Genomic DNA, 17144 nt, shown 5'->3' with positions numbered 1-17144 from the left:
CCTTGACGTTGCGCGTTTCATGCGCGATTTCCGATGAGCCGACCCTGGCCGGTGTCGCGCCTGGCGACGACACGGGCGAGGGTGCGCAGCATGGTACGGACGAAGCGGTCGAAGACACGGTCGGGCAGAATCCGCCGGGCCGCCAGGATCACCCGGGCGGCCCGGCCGACGGGGTAGCGGGTCCGTGGCCGGCGGGCGCGCACCGCTCTGGCGACGGCGTCGGCGACCACCGAGGGCGGCGACGCCGGGCCGTCCTCGACCGCGAGGATGGCCGCGCCAAGTGCCGCCTGGTCGGCGTACGGGCCGCGACCCGAGGTGGCGAGGAGATGCTGGCCGGCGATGGCGGGCCACTCGGTGGCGATCGCGCCGGGCTGGATGACGACCACGTCGATGCCGAGCGGAGCGAGCTCCATCCGCATCGAGTCGCTGAGCCCTTCGACGGCGAACTTGGTGGCGTGGTACCAGCCGCCGAGCGGTTCGTGGATCTTCCCACCGATTGACGAGATGTTGACGATGCGTCCACTGCCCTGCCGGCGCATCTGCGGCAGCACGAGTTGCGTCAGCCGGGCCAGGCCGAACACGTTGACGTCGAACTGGCGGCGGGCCTCGTCCAAGGGCACGTCCTCGACCGCGCCGAACGAACCGTACCCGGCGTTGTTGACCAGCACGTCGACCCGCCCGGATTCGGCCAGTACCTGTTTGACGAGGTCGACCAGCGCGGCGTCGTCGGTGATGTCGGCCCGCACGGGCCGGATGCCGACGTCGGCCAACGGGGTGATCCGGTCGAGCCGGCGGGCGACGGCGTAGACGTGGTAGCCCATGGCGCGCAGCTTGCGGGCGGTGGCCTCGCCGATGCCGGAGGAGGCGCCGGTGACGACGGCGACCTTGTCGCTCATGATCTCTCCCTTGGTAACCAACTAGATAGTTACATCATCGGCGCTACCCGCGCAGTTGTCAACCAACCAGTTGGTTTTGGGTAGGCTGGCGGCATGGTCCGCGACTCCACCGCAACCAAGCACCGGATCCTCGACGCCGCCACCGTCGAGTTCGCCGCCCACGGCCTGGCCGGCGCCCGGGTCGACCGGGTAGCCGAGCGCGCCGGCGCCAACAAGCAGCTGATCTACGCGTACTTCGGCAGCAAGGAACGGCTCTTCGACACCACCCTCGCCACCCACCTGGAGCGCTTCATGGAAGCGGTGCCCTTCGACGCAGACGACATACCCGGCTACGCCACCGCGATGTTCGACTTCGGCGTCACGCACCCGGACCTGCTCCGACTGCTGCAGTGGCACACCCTCGAACGGCCCGGCGAGCTCGCCCGGATGGAGCAGAACCACCACACGACCCGACGGAAACTGGCCGCCCTGGCCGAGGCCCAGGCCGCCGGCCTGGTCGACGACACGCTCCCGCCCGCCGAACTGCTCGCCGTCGTTCTCGCCGTCGCCCGGGCCTACGACGATCCGGCGCCGACGTCGGTGGCCGCGCGCCGGGCCAGCGTGACCACCGCCGTACGCCGGCTCGTCACCCCCGGCCCGCGCCCGTAGAGCCAGCTCGTCACTCCGCCCGCGACCGTAGATCCCGGCGACCCGGGTCCGGCGCGCCGCCGGTCCGCGACATCGAAACGGTTGTGCCGGGAACCAGCGACGCCGTTGCACCGACTACTCCTATCGGACCCCGGGACATATTATTGACTGACGTCTATCTGGAGTGCTCCGTGCCGCGACCCCGCATGCTTGCCGCCGTCCTCGCCGCGTCGATCGGACTCACCACAGCCTGCAGCGCTGACTCCGGTGGTGGCGCCACCTCGACGACGTTGCGGATCGGGTTGGGCACCGAGTCGGGCGCACTGGACCCGCACGCGTTCACCGGCAACTTCCTGCTCCTCGACGCCATCTACGAGCCACTGGTCAGCTACGGCGAGGACGGGCAACTGGAGCCGGGCCTGGCCGAGTCCTGGACGGTGGCACCGGACGGACGACAGGTGAGTTTCGACCTACGCGACGACGTGCACTTCACCGACGGGACGCCGGTCGACGCCATGGCCGTCAAGTGGAACTTCGACCGGTGGGTGGGCAACGAACGCTTCTCGTTCTTCCGGGCCTCGCAGGTCGTCTCCGCTGTGGACGCCCCGGATCCGGACACGGTCGTGCTCACCCTGTCCGAACCGTACGAACCGCTGCTACAGGAGTTGTCGATCGTCCGTCCTGTCCGGCTGCTCAGCCCGGAGTCCGCCGACGCCGACGGCACCTTCCAGGACCCGGTGGGCACCGGGGCGTGGAAGCTGGTCTCCAACGGCGCCACCGGCACCGTGCTGGAGCGCAACGACGACTACTGGGGGCCGAAGCCCAGTCTGGAACGGCTCGAGTTCAAGGTGATCCCGGATTCGCAGGCCCGCGTCGACGCACTCACCAACGGCGAGATCGATCTGATCGGCGGCGCCTACCTGGCCCCGATCACGCCGGTGGAGGCGCAGTCCTTGCGCGATCGCGCCGGCGTACGGCTGATCACCGGCGCGGCGGACGTCTCGATCCTGCTCGGGTTCAACCCCGACGGCCCCGCCGGCGACCGGGCGGTCCGAGAGGCCGTCGGCCGGGCGATCGACACCGAGGCGCTAGCGACGGCGTTGTTCCTGGGCCAAGCGGAACCGGCCCGTCGGGTGTTCCCGCCGAGCGTGCCGGACTCCGGTACCGATCTGCCGGTCGGCTTCGACCGGGCCGCCGCAGGGCGGGTGCTAGACACCGCAGGCTACCTCCGCGAAGGGGAGATCCGGACCCGCGACGGCGAGCCGCTGTCGTTGCGGCTGCTCATCCCGGCCGCACCGGCCGAGGGGCAACTCGATCCGCGCACCATGGCCGCCGCGATCGCCGCCGCTCTGCAGGAGGTGGGGATCGGCGTGGAACTGGTCCCGGTCGACGCCGCCGCCTACTACGACGAACGGGCCGAGGGCAGGTACGACCTGACCTTCTTCGAAACCCTCGGCGCCCCGTACGACCCATCCAGCTCGATCGTGTCCCTGTTCACCGACGGGGCCCGGGCGCCGCTGTGGGTGACGCCGACCACCGAGGACCTGGTCGACAAGGCGTTGTTCGCCACCGACCCCGCCGACCGCGACAAGGCCTACCAGGACCTCTACGAGGCGGTGGCCGCCGACAACGGGTTCGTCCCGTTGGTGTACCGGCCCCGACTGTGGGCGGTGCGCGACGGGGTGAACGGCTTCGCGGTGCCGCCCACCGACGTGGATCTGGAACTGACCGGAGTCACCGTCGGGTGAGCGGATCCGGGCGGCCACGGACCGTCGGCGGCCACCTCGTACGGTGGACCGTCGACACCGTCGGCGTGCTGCTCGCGCTGTCAGCCGGAACGTTCGCGCTGGTGCTGCTGGCCCGCGGCGATCCCGCCGCGGTGCTGGCAGCCACCCGGGCCGGCCGGCCGGCGACTCCGGAGCAGGTCGAGGCCGTCCGCTCCGAACTTGGGCTGGACGCTCCCGCCCCGGTGCGGTACCTACGGTGGCTGGCCGACGCCGCCACAGGCGACTTCGGACTGTCGCTGCGGACGAACCTGCCGATCGGCCCCGAGGTCGCCGACCGGCTGGCCGTGACGGCGGGGCTGGTGGCGGGATCGGTCGTGGTGGCCGTGGTGGTGGGGATGACCGTCGGCGTCGCCGGGGCGGTGGCCGGGCGGGGACCGCTGCGTGGGGTACTGCGGATCGGGGCGCTGCTGGCGACGTCGGTGCCGGCGTTCTGGCTGAGCTACCTCCTGGTTCTGCTGCTGGCTCTACGGTGGCAACTGGTGCCGACGTCAGGCATGGCCGGTCCCGCCACCTGGGTGATGCCGATGGCGGTGCTCGGGCTGCCGGCGGCCGGAGTGCTCAGCCGGGTGGTGGCGGTCACGTTACGGGAAGCGATCGACCGGCCGTACGTCCTGGCGGCGCTGGCCCGGGGCAGCGGGCCGATGTCGATCGTGCTCCGCGACGGTCTGCCGAACGCGGCCGGGCCGATCCTGTCCGTAACCGGGGTGATCATCGGCGGTCTGCTGGTTGGCACGGTCGTGGTGGAACAGATCTTCGGCTGGCCCGGTCTCGGGGCGTACTTCGTCCACGCCGCCGCCGCCCGTGACGTGCCGGCCCTGCAGGCCAGCGCGCTCGTGCTCGGCGGCGGCTTCATCCTGGCCAACCGGCTCGCCGACGTCGTGCAGGTCCTCGTCGATCCCCGGGCCCGGTCGGGGGTCGGATGACGGCCGGACATGGAAAGTGGACGATGCCCGCCCCGGTACGGACGGCGCTGGTCGGCCTGCCGTTGGCCGGGTTCGCGATCGTGGGGCTGCTCGCACCGGTGCTGGCGCCGGCCGACCCGGCGGCCAACGATCTGTCGGCCGGTCTGCTGCCGCCGTCGGCGGACCATCTGCTCGGCACCGACCAGCTGGGCCGTGACCAGCTCAGCCGGCTCCTGCACGGTGCGCGAATCTCACTCGCCGTCACGGCGGCGGTCCTGCTGGTCTCGGTGACCATCGGGGTGCTCGCCGGCGCTGTCGCCGGATACCTGGGTGGCTGGGTCGACCGAATCGTCGCCCGGGTCGTCGACATGGCGGTCTCGCTACCGGGAATGCTGGTGGCGCTGGCGGTCATCGGCATACGTGGCCCCGGTGTGGGGAATCTTGTCGTCGCGATGTCGCTGTGGACGTGGGCCCCGTACGCGCGGATCGCCCGCGCCCGCGTCGCGGGTCTGCGGGCCAGTCCGCACCTGGACGCGCTGCGGCTGCTCGGCGCCGGCCCGGTGCGCGTCATCGGCCGTCATCTGCTGCCGCGCGCCCTCGCCCCGTGCCTGGTCTATGCCAGCACCGACGTCGGCTCCATCGTGCTCGGCGTCGCCACGCTGAGCTTTCTCGGCCTCGGCATCCCACCACCGCAGGCGGAGTGGGGACAGATGCTCATCGAAGGGCGCGCCTACCTTGCCTCCGCCTGGTGGCTGGCCTACCCGCCCGGCATCGCGATCACCGCCGTCGTGTTCGCGAGCAACCTGCTCGGCGAACGGCTGGCGGTCGGCGACGAGCGCCCGTCGGTGCTGCGTTGGATACTTCCGGCCCGGCTGCGGGTGCCGCGACCCAGGCGGCCGGGGCCCGGGGTGCCCGCAACCGGCAGCACGGAGGCCACGGCCACCGTCACGTCGAGGGCCGCTGCCGACGACGACGTACTGCTGCGGGTGCGGAACCTGTCCGTAGCCTATCCACGTGCCGGCGGCTTCCGGCGCGCCGTCGCCGACGTCTCCTACGCGGTACGCCGTGGCGAGACGCTGGCGATCGTCGGCGAGTCCGGCAGCGGCAAGACCACCTCCGCGTTGGCGCCCTTCGGGCTGCTGGACCCGAGCGCGCTAGTCTCCGGTTCTGCGCAGCTGCGGACCGGGCCAACGGCACGTGAGCTCGTCGGACTCGCCCTCCTGCAACGCCGCCGGGTCAACGGCCGCCGGGTCGGGGTGGTGTTCCAGGACAGTCTCGCCGTGTTCGATCCGCTGCGCAGCATCGGCGCGCACGTCGACGAGGCGGTCCGCAACGCGGGCGGCCGGGGCCGGCGGGCGGCGGTCCGCCGAGTCAGCGAGGACCTGCTGCGTCTGGCTGGTCTGCCCGACCCCACGGCGGTCGCCGGCCAGTATCCTCACCAGCTCTCCGGCGGGATGCGGCAACGGGTCCAGATCGCCGTCGCGATCGCCGGTGAGCCGGAGCTGCTCGTCGCCGACGAACCAACCTCCGCGCTCGACGTCACCGTCCAGGCGCGCCTACTCGACCTGCTCGGGCAGCTCCGCGACGAGCTGCGTATGGCCATGGTCGTCGTCAGCCACGATCTGGCGGTGGTCACCCGGCTGGCCGACGCCGTGGCCGTGATGTACGCCGGCCGGATCGTGGAGTACGGGCCGCTCGACTCCGTGGTCCGTCATCCCGACCATCCGTACACCCGGGGTCTGCTCGACGCCGTGCCGCGTCCCGGTGCGGCGCCGGGCACCCGGTTCCGCACCATGGCGGGACGCTCCGGTGCCGGGCCGGACGACACGTCAGGTTGCGCGTTCGCTCCCCGGTGTCCGATCGCCGTAGCCGGATGCGGGCACGAGCAGCCCGTGCTGTTGGCGGTGGGACCGGACCCGGCGCACCGGTCGGCGTGCCCGCCGACCCGGACGGCCGACGCGTCGCTGCGGCGCGTGGCAATCGGTGACCTGGACGGAGACTGACCGATGCTGGAGATCGAACAGCTCACCGCCGACCACCCCCGGCGGCACGGCCGGGGCCGGCTCAGTGTGGTCGAGGACGTCACGCTCCGGGTCGCCGCCGGTGAGATCGTCGGGCTCGTCGGCGAGTCGGGCTGCGGCAAGACAACTCTCGCCCGCGTGGCCACCGGACTGCACCGGCCCCGGGTCGGCTCGGTGCGGTTCGAGGGTGTCGACATCCACGCCCTGCGCGGTCGCGCGCTGCGGGCACACCGACGACAGGTCCAGATGGTGTTTCAGGACCCGTACCTGACCCTTAGCCCTGTCCAGACGGTGCGCCAGGCCGTCGCCGAGCCGCTGCGCATCCACCGGATCGGCGACGGCCGGTCCCGCGCCGCACGGGTGGAGGAGGTGCTCGACCTCGTCGGGCTCGGCCCCGGGGTCGGCGGACACCGGCCCCGGCAGCTGTCCGGCGGTCAGCAGCAGCGGGTGGCGATCGCCCGCGCGCTGGCGCTGGGACCACGCCTGCTGGTGTGCGACGAACCCGTCACCGCACTCGACGTCTCGGTGCAGGCGAAGATCCTCAACCTGCTGTGCGATCTGCGCGACCGGCTCGGCCTGGCCTGCCTGTTCATCTCCCACGATCTCGCCGTCGTCCGGCAACTCGCCAACCGCGTCGCGGTCATGCGGCGCGGCCGCATCGTCGAGCAGGGACCGACCGGGCAGGTCACCGGCGGCCCGCGCCATCCGTACACCCGGGCGCTGCTCGCGGCGACCCCCACCATCGACCTCGGCGCCACCGACCGGCCACGACGTCACGCGTCCGAGCCGGCCGGGTTGTCGTAGACGGTGACGTGGGTGCCGGTGCCGAGGTAGGGCTCCCGGCGCCAGCCACCCCAGCGGTGCCGACGGCGCAGACCGGCGAGGCGGGCCATCAGGTCGAGTTCGGACGGCCAGGCGTAGCGCATCGACACCGGGGCCAGCCGCATCCCGTCGTTGCTGATCAGGATGTGCTGGCCGTCGAAACGCTGGTCTACGGGGTCGTGGCGGACCGCGACCAGGCGGACGTGGTCGTGGTCGACACGGTGGGCGTCGACGCTCTGCTGCCGCTGGTAGCGGGCGAGGTCGGGCACCAGGCACTCCAGCACGAACAGCCCGCCCGGCAGCAGTCGTCGGGCGACGTTGGCGAAGCACCGCACCTGCTCCTCCTGGGTCATCAGGAAGAAGAAGGTGGTGAAGACGACGAAGACCATGGCGAACCGGTCGTCGGTGCCGGGATCGACGTCGGCCATGTCGCCGATGGTGACGGGAATCCGGTCGCCGCCTGGCTTGGCCCGCATCCGGGCCACCATCGCCTCGGAGGCGTCGATGCCCCGCAGATCGATCCCGCGACCCGCCAACGGAACGGTGACCCGGCCGGTGCCGACCGCCAGTTCGAGGACCGGCCCGGCCGGCCCGTGCCCGATCAGGTCGGCCAGGCAGTCGACGGCATCGGTCGGGTCGAGGTCGGCGTGCCACTCGTCGTAGACGTCGGCGTTGCGCTCACCGTAGGTTTCCGGTCCGTACGTGGTCATGAGGCTCCTGTCCGAGGCTTCAGTGCAGCGGTCGCATGTCGTGGGTGACGGTGCCGGCGGCGGCCAGCGCGTGGTAGAGCCCGATCTCGGCGGTGGGCCCTTCGGCCATCACCAGGGCGGTGCAGCCGCGTTGGTCGGCGAGGTGGACGATCCGGTCACCGGGCTGGGCGGTCGGGAAGAACTCCGGGCCGCCGGGGAACATCGGTAGCCGTTCGGGTCCGCGCCAGCCGGCGAGTCGGCCGGCCGCCGGTGGATGCAGGAACGTCATGCCGTAGCCACGGTCGGCACTCAGTGGTGCGTCGAGCAGCCGGGGCCGTCGGCCGAGCGCGGTGTCGGTCACCGCCGCGTACACGTTCACCCCGAGCGACCGGCACATCATCTCCCCGATGACCGCCCCGGCGATCCGGCCGTTGATCTCCACGACCTCGGGGCCGGCCGGGGTGTGGGCGAACTCGGTGTGTGCCACGCCGTCGGTGAACCCGACGGCGGCGAGGACCTCCCCGATCCAGGTCGCCAGCCGCTCCGACTCGGCTGGCGGGAGCGCGACTGGAAAAGCGACGGCCTCCTCCCGACGGACCGGCTCGGGGGTGTGGATGTGCACGGCGATCCCGAGCAGTCTGGTGTGCCCACGCCAGCTGACGGTCTCGGCGCTGTACACCGGGCCCGGGAAGTACGGTTCGACCACCAGGTGTCGACCCAGCAGGGTGGCTTCGGCGACCTCGCGGGCGGTCCGGTCGCGTTCGGCGTCGTCGCGGATCAGCCACACCGACCGGGACGATGTGCCCGCCGAGTCCTTCACTATCACCGGGTAGCCGATCGCCGCGACCGCCCCGGCGACCGCCTCGCCGGTGGGCTCCACGCGGAGCGCGTCGGCGCGGCTGAGTCCGGCCCGGTGCAGCAGGGTACGGACCTGTGCCTTGTCCCGCAGAGTGTGGGCTACCTGCGGGCCGAGCGTGGCCAGGCCGTACCGGGCCGCCAGCGTCGCACCGGGCAGCATCCACGTGTCGGTGGAGTTGACCAGCCCGGCGAGGTCGGGCAGCCGGTCGAGCACGGCGGCGCAGGCGGCCACGTCGGTGGTGTCGACGTCGATCACCGTCACGTCGTCGGGTCCGAGCCGGTCGAGTTCGTACGCGTAGATTGACCGGTCCCCGGTGAGCAGGCACAGCCGGTGCCCGGACTCGGCGGCGGCGGCGCGCAGCCGGGTGAGGCCGAACGTCAACGCCTCCAGCGACACGATGGTCACGCCCCCGCCTCCTCGGCCTGCCGGGGACGGCTCGCCTGCGCAGGACGGCTCGCCTGCACGATCAGCCGCTGCGCGTGATTGTCGTACGGTTCACCGGCGAAGCCGCCGAAGCAGGTGATGCCGGTGAATCCGACGGTGTCCAGCATGGTGCGGATCTCGGCGGCGCTGTAGACGAACTGTTCGAAGTACGCGTGCCGGGCGGTGTCGCCCCGGATCAGGGTCCAGTCGCTACGAAACCGGGTCCAGTCGTCCAGGATGGTGTCCCGCATGACCAGATGTCCGCCGCTCACCTCGACGACCTTCGGGGTGCCCGCCCACCGGGCGAAGATCTCCTTGCTGAACAGATCCAGCAACAGTCGCCCGCCTGGCACCAGGCTCTGCCAGGCGTTGCGCAGTACGAGCTGGTTCTGGGCCGGGTCGGTGAAATACCCGAACGAGGTGTACATGCTGATGATCAGGTCGTAGCTGTCCCGCTCGACGAACTCCCGCATGTCGGCGCGGACCAGACGTAGCGTCACTCCGGCCTGCTCGCCGGCGAGGTCGGCTCGGTCCAGCATGGTCGCGCTCAGGTCCACCCCGGTGACCCGGGCACCGCGTGCGGCGAGCGGCACGGCGTAGGTACCTGGACCGCAGCCGAGGTCCAGCACTCTGGTCCCGGCTGCGACCTCCAGCAGCGGCGAGGTCGCCACCCAGTTCCGGGCCTCCTGCTGACGGTGCGGGGCGAACAACGCGCCGGCGAAGTCCACCCAGAACCCGTCGTCTGCAAACCACTCCATCGGCAGCTCCGAACTCATGCGACGACTGACGCCTTACAGGTCGCTCAACGACGTGCGGAAGTTCCCCGCCGACCGAAGAAAACTGATCACCTCCACATCAGGGTGAAGCAAATGAATCCTGGATCATTATATCGATGTCGGACATTGTCCAGCGCTCGACTGCCAGCGTCCTGATTCGCACGACAACAGGAACCAATCCACCACTCGGAGCGACCAACATGTCAACGGAACGCCTCGACACCGAGCAGACACATTCCCCGACGACAATGTGATGAACATCAGAGGAGCGATCAGCCCATGCCGTCCACGGGCCCGTCGACGCCCCCGCCGCCGGTACACCTGCACGTCACCGACGCCATCAAGACACCGAGCCTCATCCGCCTGTCGGACACCATGATCCTGGCCCGGTTCGAGACCCTGAAGGTCTACGCCGCCCTCGGCGCGGTACGGGCCCTGCTGGCGGCGGGGACCGTCCGCCCCGGCGACACCCTCGTCGACAGCTCCAGCGGAATTTACGCCCTCGCGCTGGCCATGGCCTGTCACCGGTACGGACTGCGCTGCCACATCGTCGCCTCGACCACGGTGACCCCGACCATCCGGTCGCAGTTGGAGATCCTCGGCGCCACCGTGCACCAGATGCCCGTCGAGAGCGATCTGCGACTGGACCAGCACCGACGCGTGGCGCGGGTACGGGAGCTCCTGCGCGCCAACCCCGGCATGCACTGGATGCGCCAGTACCACGACCCGGTGCACCGACTCGGCTATGCCGAACTGGCGACACTCGTCCGGGCCGCCGTACCGCAGGTCCCGCTGACCCTCGTCGCCAGCGTCGGCACCGGTGCGTCCAGCGCCGGACTGATTCTGCCGATCCGCGCCCACGACCCGTCGACCCGGCTCGTAGGTGTCCAACCGTTCGGCAGCGTCAGCTTCGGCAGTGAACGGTTTCCGGATCCGGACGCGATCATCGCCGGGATCGGCAGCGCCATCCCTTTCGACAACGTCCACCACGAACTGTACGACCAGGTGCACTGGATCGGCTTTCGCCACGCCATGGCCGGCACCATCGCGCTGATGCGGTCTCATGCGGTCTTCGCCGGCCTCTCCACCGGTGCGGCGTACCTCGCAGCGCGGTGGGAGGCCCGCCGCCACCCGGAACGGGTGCATCTGCTGATCGGAGCCGACACCGGCCATCGGTACGTCGACAAGGTCTTCGCCCGCCACCGCGAAGCCCTCGACATGGAGACGTTGGAGCCGGTGGAGATTGCCTCTCTCGACGAGCTGGCCCCGCCCTGGTCGACCTTGCCGTGGGCGCGACGCGCCCATCCGCCGTCAGCCGGCCAGGACCTGCACCCCGCCGCCGTCACCGGCGGCCCAGGAACAGACCGGCCCGCAACAGACCGGCCCGCGACGGCCGGATGAGCGCAGCTAGGAACCCTGCTGCGGTACGCGGCGTCCCAGCCATCGCCCGACAGTGAGCACCAGCACCGGAAGGACGACACACTGGGCGGCGACGACCAGCCAGAAGCCGGGTAGGAACCCGACTTGTTCGAACGCCCCGTACACGCTGCCCCCGGCGACGCCACTGAGGAACGAACCGACCCCCACCGCGAGCCGTTGCTGGCCGAAGGCCACCGTCGCCGACCTTCTCGACCCCGCCAACGCTTCGAGGTCGTTCTTGAGGAACAACACGGCGCTGCCGGCGCTGATCGCGGCGACCCCGCAGACCACCGCCGGACCGTTGCCAACCGCGAACGCGGCCATCCCGGTCGCCAGGGCACCGAATCCGATGGCCATCGCCGCCGGGTAGCTCATCCTCCCCACCCGCTCGGCGACCAGGGGCTGCACCACCACCAGGCCGAGCGAATAGCCCATCATCGCCGCCCCGAACAACAGGGTCGCCATCCGGCCCTGGGCGTAACTGGAGAGGTACTGGTAGAACTGCATGTGCACGTAGAACGACACGGCGGTGACGACGAACGGCAGCACCGCCACCCCGTGCAGCATCCGCCGGAACGGCTCCACCGGTGGCGCGTCGGCGACCTGCCGCTCCCGGCGGAGAAAGACGTGACCGAGCGCCACACCGGCGTACACCGTCGTCACGGCCGCGAACATCACGGTCGGCCGGTGCACGAACAACGCCCCCACCACCGGCCCCACCGCTATACCGAGGTTGCCTGCGGCGTTGCCTGCCGACACCAGCCGGGGCCGCTGCTCGTCGCCCACCTCGTGCACCAGATAGCTGCGGTACGCCGGCGAGTACAGTGATCCGCCGCCGGAGATGAGCAACAGGCCGGCGACGGTCAGCACCGGGAACCGCTGTCCCGCGAGGAACGCCGCCCCGCCGAGGCTGTACAGCGTGAGGGCCGCCACCAGGGCCCGCTTGAGACCGACCCGCTCGGCCACCGCAGCGGTCGCCGGGGCGCTGGCGAACTGCACCAGGGTCGCCGCCCCGAGCACCACCCCGACCTGCGCCATGCCCACGCCCATGCGTTCCCGCAGCAGCACGGCCAGGTACGGATAGATCGAGAACGAGCCGACGTTGACCAGGAATCCGCCGATCAGCACGGCCCACTGGGCCCGGGTGAAGGAACCCCTGCGCAACGCCGACCAGGGGCGGTTGCCCGCAGCCGCGCGGGGGGTGGCCGGTGCGGCCATCAGTCGGCCGGCCCGCCGTCGGATGGGACACCGACCCCGGTCGACGGGTCGACGCCGCCGAAGGCATGCTGGTCGGACGGCAGCACGCCCAGCCCTGGGGCGTCGCCGAGAACGATCCGCCCCTGGTCGAGGCCCAGCCCCCGGAACGGGGGGTCGCGCAGGAGGAACTGGCTGTCGATGTCGATGCGCTCGGCCAGCGGGGCCAGTAGGGCGGCCTGGCTCAGCGCTAGCTCCGACTCGCAGTTGCAGCTGAGCATCACCGACAGGCCCGCCTGGCGGGCGGCCTCCATCACCCGTCGGGTGGCCCGGACCCCGCCGGACTTGGCCAACTTGACCACCACCCCGTCGGCCAGGCCGGCGGCCGCCCGGACACTGTCCACGTCGGTGCAGCCCTCGTCCAGGAAGACCGGCAGCCGGTCGGGCAGCTCACGGTAGCGGCGGTACGCCTCGACCGCGTCTCTCGGGAACGGCTGCTCGACGAGCTGGATGTCGAGGGCACGCAGGGCCGGGGTCAGTTCCTGCGCGGTCCGCAGGTCCCACGCCTCGTTGGGGTCGATCCGCACCGGCAGGTCGGTGACCGCGCGGACGGCGGCCAGCCGGTCGAGGTCCTCGGCGCCGCGCACCTTGATCTTGAACGCGCCGACCGGCGGCGCGTTCGCGACCAGTTCCAGGGTCTGCGCGACGCTGCCGAGCCCGATCGTGTACCCGGTCGGCTCGGGCATGGTGCGCGGTACGCCGTACAACTGCCATGTCGGCACGCCGGCGGACCGGCCCACCCAGTCGTGCACCGCGCCGTCGAGTGCCATCCGCGCGCCGACCGGTCCGTCCCAGTCGGCCACCCGGTCCAGGACCCGGTCCGGATCGGACAGGTCCGGGCCGAGGACGTCTCTGCCGTGTTCGGCGACCGCCGCGACGACCTGCTCGACGGTTTCGCCGTGCGCCCAGGCCGGTGTGCCCTCACCCAGGCCGGTGACGCCGTCGTGGACGACGGCGCTGAGGCAGGTGTCCGTCGAGTCGTAGGAGTGCTGTGAACTCCGGAACACCGTCAACAGGCGCAGGGTCATCCGACGGACGTCGAGCTCCATGCGGATCAGCTTGTCACGCACCACGCCGATAATCCACGGTGATCGATCTGGCGTCCGGGTCAGGGACGGCAGAGGATCTCGCCGTGCAGGATGGCGAACCAGCCGTCGGGCGCGTCGGCCCAGCTAAGCCAGCCGGCGGAGAGCCGTCGCAGGTCGGCGGGGGTGGCGGTGCCGGCGGCGAGGATCTGCCGGGCCATCTCGGAGGCGACGATGCGCTCCGACCACATGGTCCCCCACCAGCGGCGGTCCTCGTCGGTGGCGTAGCACCAGGCGGAGGCGCCGGGCGTGACGTCACCGAACCCGGCGGCCCGCGCCCAGGAGAGCAGGCGGCGACCGGCGTCCGGTTCGCCGCCGTTGGCGCGGGCGGTCGCCTGGTAGAGCGCGAGCCATTCGTCGAGCTCGGGTACGGCGGGGTGCCAGGCGAAACGGTCGTAGTCACTGTCGCGGGCCGCGACCACTCCCCCGGGCTGGCAGACGCGGCGCATCTCGGCGAGCGCGCGGACCGGGTCGCCGACGTGCTGGAGGACCTGGTGGGCGTGGACCACGTCGAACGCGTCGTCGGGGAAGGGCAGATCGTGTACGTCGGCCGTGGTGAAGTCGACAGTCGTGACGCCCCGGGCCTGCGCCTCGGCGCGGGACAGGGCGAGCGCTTCGTCGGTGACCTCGGTGGCGGTGACCCGGCCGGGAGCGACGAGCGCGGCGAGGTCCATGGTGATGGTGCCGGGACCGGCGCCGATGTCGAGCAACGCCTGGCCGGGCCGCAGGTGCGGCAGCAGGTACGCGGCCGAGTTCTCGGCGGTACGCCAGCGGTGGGAGCGCAGCACCGACTCGTGATGACCGTGCGTGTATACAGCTGACATGCTCCGACGATAGACCGGCTGTCTCGCAATTCGGGAGCAGCTTCCCACATTATGGCCACTGCGGGATCACGACGGTACGCGGCTCAGCTGACCCGGGGCGGCCGGTTCTCCTGAATCCACCGCTCGACATCGGCGCGAAGCCAAACCTCACCCTGTTTGAGCTTCGCAACCGGCAGCGGGAAGGTTCGAGACCTGGTGATGGTGTACGTGCGTTGACGGGACAGCGGGCCGCCTGGCTGGCCCAGCATCTCGGCTATCTCAGCGCTGCCGACCAGGTCGATGTCCACACTCTCGCAAGTTAGGCTGCAGGCAACCGCACTTGACGGTTGCCCGTAATTGTTTCACCCTGTTGGGTATGACTGGCAGGGGTGACGGCCGACGGGCGAAGACGTACAACGGGAGAGCTGCCCGGACGGCGGGCATCAACGCGCAGGCCGGCGGGACGGCCCTGCTGCGGCGGCAGGTGGGACGGTGCCTGGCGGCGTTGCGGTACGAGGCCGGGCTGTCCCAGGACGTCGCCGCCGACAAGCTGCGACGCGGCAACAGCACGCTCTGGCGAATCGAGGCCGGCGACCCGCGGGTGCGCTGGACCGAAGCGGACATGTCGGCGATGTGCCGGCTGTACCGGGCCGACGACGAGACCCGGGAACGGCTGCTCGCCCTCGCGGCGGAGATCGACCGCCCCAGCGGCGGGCGCTGGTGGCACGACGGGCTGGCCGGACTGCCGATCGACGCCGACCCGTACCCGGTGTTCGAACAGTCCGCGACGCTCATCCGCTGCTACGGCCAGGCGACGCTGCCGGACCTGCTTCAGACCCCGGGGTACGCCGAGGCGCTGCTGCGCTGCCCGGCCGGTCTGCGCAGCGACGACGACATCGCCGCCCGCCTCGACCAGCTGGCGGCGCGGCAGCGGCACCTGCTGACCCACCCGCATCCGCCGGCGGTGCAGGCGATCGTCGGCGAGGGGGCGCTGCGGCGTACCGTCGGCAACGACGCGACGGCGCGGGCGCAACTCGACCACCTGCGGGCGCTCGCGATCAGGCCGGGGATCTCGGTACGGGTCCTGCCGCTGGCCGGCGGCGCGCACGCCGGCATGACCAACCCGTTCACCCTGCTGCGCTTCGCCGCCGCCACGACGGTCCCCGGACGGCGGCCGGCCGGGTCGGGGCTGGTCCGGCTCGACACCCTGACCGGGACGATGCACCTCGACCAGCCGGCGCACGTCGTTGCGTACGAGCGGGTCTGGTCCGACCTGGCCGCCCGGGCGCAGCCGATACCCGACGGCAACGGGTCGGCAAAGTGACCGAAACCACAGCGGCGTCTACTCCGGGGTGACTCACCAACGGTGAGGCGCACCTAGGGTTCCGCCGCCGCCGGGCAGCCAGGCACGGGCAGCCGGGGACGGGACAGGTCCGAGAGGTGCAGGCGTCGGGCCGCCAGCGTGGCGGGCGGCGTTCCACGGCGGGACAAAAGCCCGGGAGGCAGCCGGATGTCTGGCTGTGCCTCAGCCAGGCCCTCATTCGGAGGTGCCCCGTGGGCTTGCACCACCATCATCACCACAGTCACCAGCACCGCGACCAGCAGCCCAGCGACCAACCCGAGCTGCACGGCAGCTACGGCCCGGAGGCAGCGTACGCGGTCGCCCGCGAGGCCGAACTGCCCACCACCAAGTGGGAAGAGGAGATCGCCCGGGGCCTGGAGTACGGCCTGCCCGGTGCCGATTCGATCGTCGACAAGCGGATCCCGACGTTCTCCCGTGGCGAGCTGCCGCACTTCGCCGGGATCAACACCTTCCTGAAGGCACCGTACGTCGAGGACGTGCGCCGCTGCGGCGAGTACGACGTGGCGGTGCTCGGCGCGCCGTTCGACGGTGGCACGACGTACCGCTCGGGAACCCGGTTCGGGCCGCAGGGTATCCGCAAGATCTCCGCGCTGTACGGGCCGTACTCGTTCGAACTCGGCGTCGACCTGCGCGAGTCGATCACGATCGCCGACCTCGGTGACGTCTTCACCATCCCGGCGAACATCGAGAAGACCTTCGACCAGATCTCCAAGGCGGTCAGCCACGTCTACTCCTCCGGGGCCTTCCCGGTGGTGCTCGGCGGGGACCACTCGATCGGCTACCCGACGGTGCGCGGGGTCGCCGAACACCTCGACGGCAACCTGGGCATCATCCACTTCGACCGGCACGTCGACACCCAGGAGACCGACCTCGACGAGCGGATGCACACCACCCCGTGGTTCCACGCCACCGACATCCCGAACGTGCCGCCGAAGAACCTGGTGCAGATCGGCATCGGCGGCTGGCAGGCGCCCCGCCCCGGGGTCAAGGTCGGCCGGGAACGCGGCACCACGATCATGACGGTCACCGACTGCGTCGAGATGGGCATCGAGGCCGCCGCCGAGAAGGCCCTCGAAGTCGCCTGGGACGGCGCCGAGGCGGTCTGGCTGTCGTTCGACGTGGACTGCCTGGACGCCGCGTTCGTGCCCGGCACCGGCTGGCCCGAACCGGGCGGCTTCCTGCCCCGCGAAGTCCTCAAGTTCATCCAGCTGATCGCCGAACGGCCGTTGGCGGGCATCGAGGTGGTGGAGTGCTCGCCGCCGTACGACAACGCCGAGATCACCTCGCTGATCGCCACCCGGGTCATCTGCGACACCCTCGGCTGTCTGGTCCGCGCCGGGCACCTGCCGCGCCATCGAGCCACTGAGCGCTGAGCCGACGCGGCGCCGATCCCCCGTAGTTTCCCTTCCGCAGGAGGA

Annotated in this window: 16 protein-coding genes; 8 read left to right on the top strand and 8 right to left on the bottom strand. The window is 71.3% G+C overall.

Going from position 1 to position 17144, the window contains the following annotated elements:
• Positions 1 to 17: 17 nt before the first annotated feature.
• Positions 18 to 896, bottom strand: a complete 879-nt coding sequence (locus tag O7621_RS18460) for an oxidoreductase (protein WP_282230412.1) — start codon at positions 894 to 896, stop codon at positions 18 to 20.
• 93 nt (positions 897 to 989) lie between these two features.
• Here O7621_RS18460 and O7621_RS18455 point away from each other — a divergent pair, with 93 nt between their 5' ends.
• The 5 genes from O7621_RS18455 (at position 990) to O7621_RS18435 (ending at position 7037) form a co-directional block, all read left to right on the top strand.
• Positions 990 to 1544 carry a TetR family transcriptional regulator gene (locus O7621_RS18455; protein WP_281554515.1) on the top strand — a complete coding sequence of 185 codons (555 nt, stop codon included), beginning with the start codon at positions 990 to 992 and terminating at the stop codon, positions 1542 to 1544.
• Positions 1545 to 1714: 170 nt separating this feature from the next.
• Positions 1715 to 3271, top strand: coding sequence for an ABC transporter substrate-binding protein (locus tag O7621_RS18450; RefSeq protein ID WP_282230411.1), 1557 nt, complete (start codon positions 1715 to 1717; stop codon positions 3269 to 3271).
• The gene (locus O7621_RS18445) at positions 3268 to 4233 is read left to right on the top strand and encodes an ABC transporter permease (RefSeq protein ID WP_282230410.1); all 966 of its coding nucleotides are present in this window, start codon (positions 3268 to 3270) and stop codon (positions 4231 to 4233) included. The genes O7621_RS18450 and O7621_RS18445 overlap by 4 nt, the downstream gene beginning before the upstream one ends.
• Before the next feature lie 23 nt (positions 4234 to 4256).
• A complete protein-coding gene (locus O7621_RS18440) occupies positions 4257 to 6215 on the top strand; it encodes a dipeptide/oligopeptide/nickel ABC transporter permease/ATP-binding protein (RefSeq protein WP_282230409.1) in 1959 nt (652 codons plus the stop codon).
• A 3-nt stretch (positions 6216 to 6218) separates the two neighbouring features.
• Positions 6219 to 7037, top strand: coding sequence for an ATP-binding cassette domain-containing protein (locus O7621_RS18435; protein WP_282230408.1), 819 nt, complete (start codon positions 6219 to 6221; stop codon positions 7035 to 7037).
• Here the strand turns inward: O7621_RS18435 and O7621_RS18430 are convergent.
• Genes O7621_RS18430 through O7621_RS18420 form a run of 3 tightly spaced genes read right to left on the bottom strand, consistent with a single transcriptional unit; the run spans position 7007 to position 9784 of the window.
• The gene (locus O7621_RS18430) at positions 7007 to 7765 is read right to left on the bottom strand and encodes a class I SAM-dependent methyltransferase (RefSeq protein WP_282230407.1); all 759 of its coding nucleotides are present in this window, start codon (positions 7763 to 7765) and stop codon (positions 7007 to 7009) included. The genes O7621_RS18435 and O7621_RS18430 overlap by 31 nt on opposite strands.
• A gap of 19 nt (positions 7766 to 7784) precedes the next feature.
• Positions 7785 to 9008, bottom strand: coding sequence for an ATP-grasp domain-containing protein (locus O7621_RS18425; RefSeq protein ID WP_282230406.1), 1224 nt, complete (start codon positions 9006 to 9008; stop codon positions 7785 to 7787).
• Entirely contained in the window at positions 9005 to 9784 is a 780-nt protein-coding gene (locus tag O7621_RS18420; protein WP_282230405.1) for a methyltransferase domain-containing protein, read from the bottom strand. The genes O7621_RS18425 and O7621_RS18420 overlap by 4 nt, the downstream gene beginning before the upstream one ends.
• 297 nt (positions 9785 to 10081) lie before the next feature.
• Between O7621_RS18420 and O7621_RS18415 the strand changes: the two genes are divergently transcribed.
• Positions 10082 to 11203 carry a pyridoxal-phosphate dependent enzyme gene (locus O7621_RS18415; RefSeq protein ID WP_282230404.1) on the top strand — a complete coding sequence of 374 codons (1122 nt, stop codon included), beginning with the start codon at positions 10082 to 10084 and terminating at the stop codon, positions 11201 to 11203.
• Between the two features lie 6 nt (positions 11204 to 11209).
• Here O7621_RS18415 and O7621_RS18410 read toward each other — a convergent pair whose 3' ends face one another.
• The 4 genes from O7621_RS18410 to O7621_RS18395 all read right to left on the bottom strand — a co-directional run bounded on the left by O7621_RS18410 (position 11210) and on the right by O7621_RS18395 (position 14671).
• Positions 11210 to 12439: an MFS transporter gene (locus O7621_RS18410; protein WP_282230403.1), complete on the bottom strand. Its 1230-nt coding sequence runs from the start codon at positions 12437 to 12439 to the stop codon at positions 11210 to 11212.
• Positions 12439 to 13545 carry an enolase C-terminal domain-like protein gene (locus O7621_RS18405; RefSeq protein ID WP_282230402.1) on the bottom strand — a complete coding sequence of 369 codons (1107 nt, stop codon included), beginning with the start codon at positions 13543 to 13545 and terminating at the stop codon, positions 12439 to 12441. Before O7621_RS18405 ends, O7621_RS18410 begins: the two co-directional genes overlap by 1 nt.
• 38 nt (positions 13546 to 13583) lie before the next feature.
• Positions 13584 to 14384, bottom strand: coding sequence for a methyltransferase domain-containing protein (locus O7621_RS18400; RefSeq protein WP_282230401.1), 801 nt, complete (start codon positions 14382 to 14384; stop codon positions 13584 to 13586).
• A gap of 83 nt (positions 14385 to 14467) precedes the next feature.
• Positions 14468 to 14671, bottom strand: a complete 204-nt coding sequence (locus tag O7621_RS18395; protein ID WP_348650086.1) for a hypothetical protein — start codon at positions 14669 to 14671, stop codon at positions 14468 to 14470.
• Positions 14672 to 14739: 68 nt separating this feature from the next.
• Here O7621_RS18395 and O7621_RS18390 point away from each other — a divergent pair, with 68 nt between their 5' ends.
• Positions 14740 to 15687, top strand: a complete 948-nt coding sequence (locus O7621_RS18390) for a helix-turn-helix transcriptional regulator (RefSeq protein WP_282230400.1) — start codon at positions 14740 to 14742, stop codon at positions 15685 to 15687.
• A gap of 230 nt (positions 15688 to 15917) precedes the next feature.
• Positions 15918 to 17099 carry an agmatinase family protein gene (locus O7621_RS18385; protein ID WP_282230399.1) on the top strand — a complete coding sequence of 394 codons (1182 nt, stop codon included), beginning with the start codon at positions 15918 to 15920 and terminating at the stop codon, positions 17097 to 17099.
• The last annotated feature ends 45 nt before the right edge of the window (positions 17100 to 17144 follow it).

It is taken from the genome of Solwaraspora sp. WMMD937 (assembly GCF_029581175.1).
GTDB lineage: Bacteria > Actinomycetota > Actinomycetes > Mycobacteriales > Micromonosporaceae > Micromonospora_E.
This window is presented reverse-complemented; position numbering and strand designations above follow the sequence as displayed.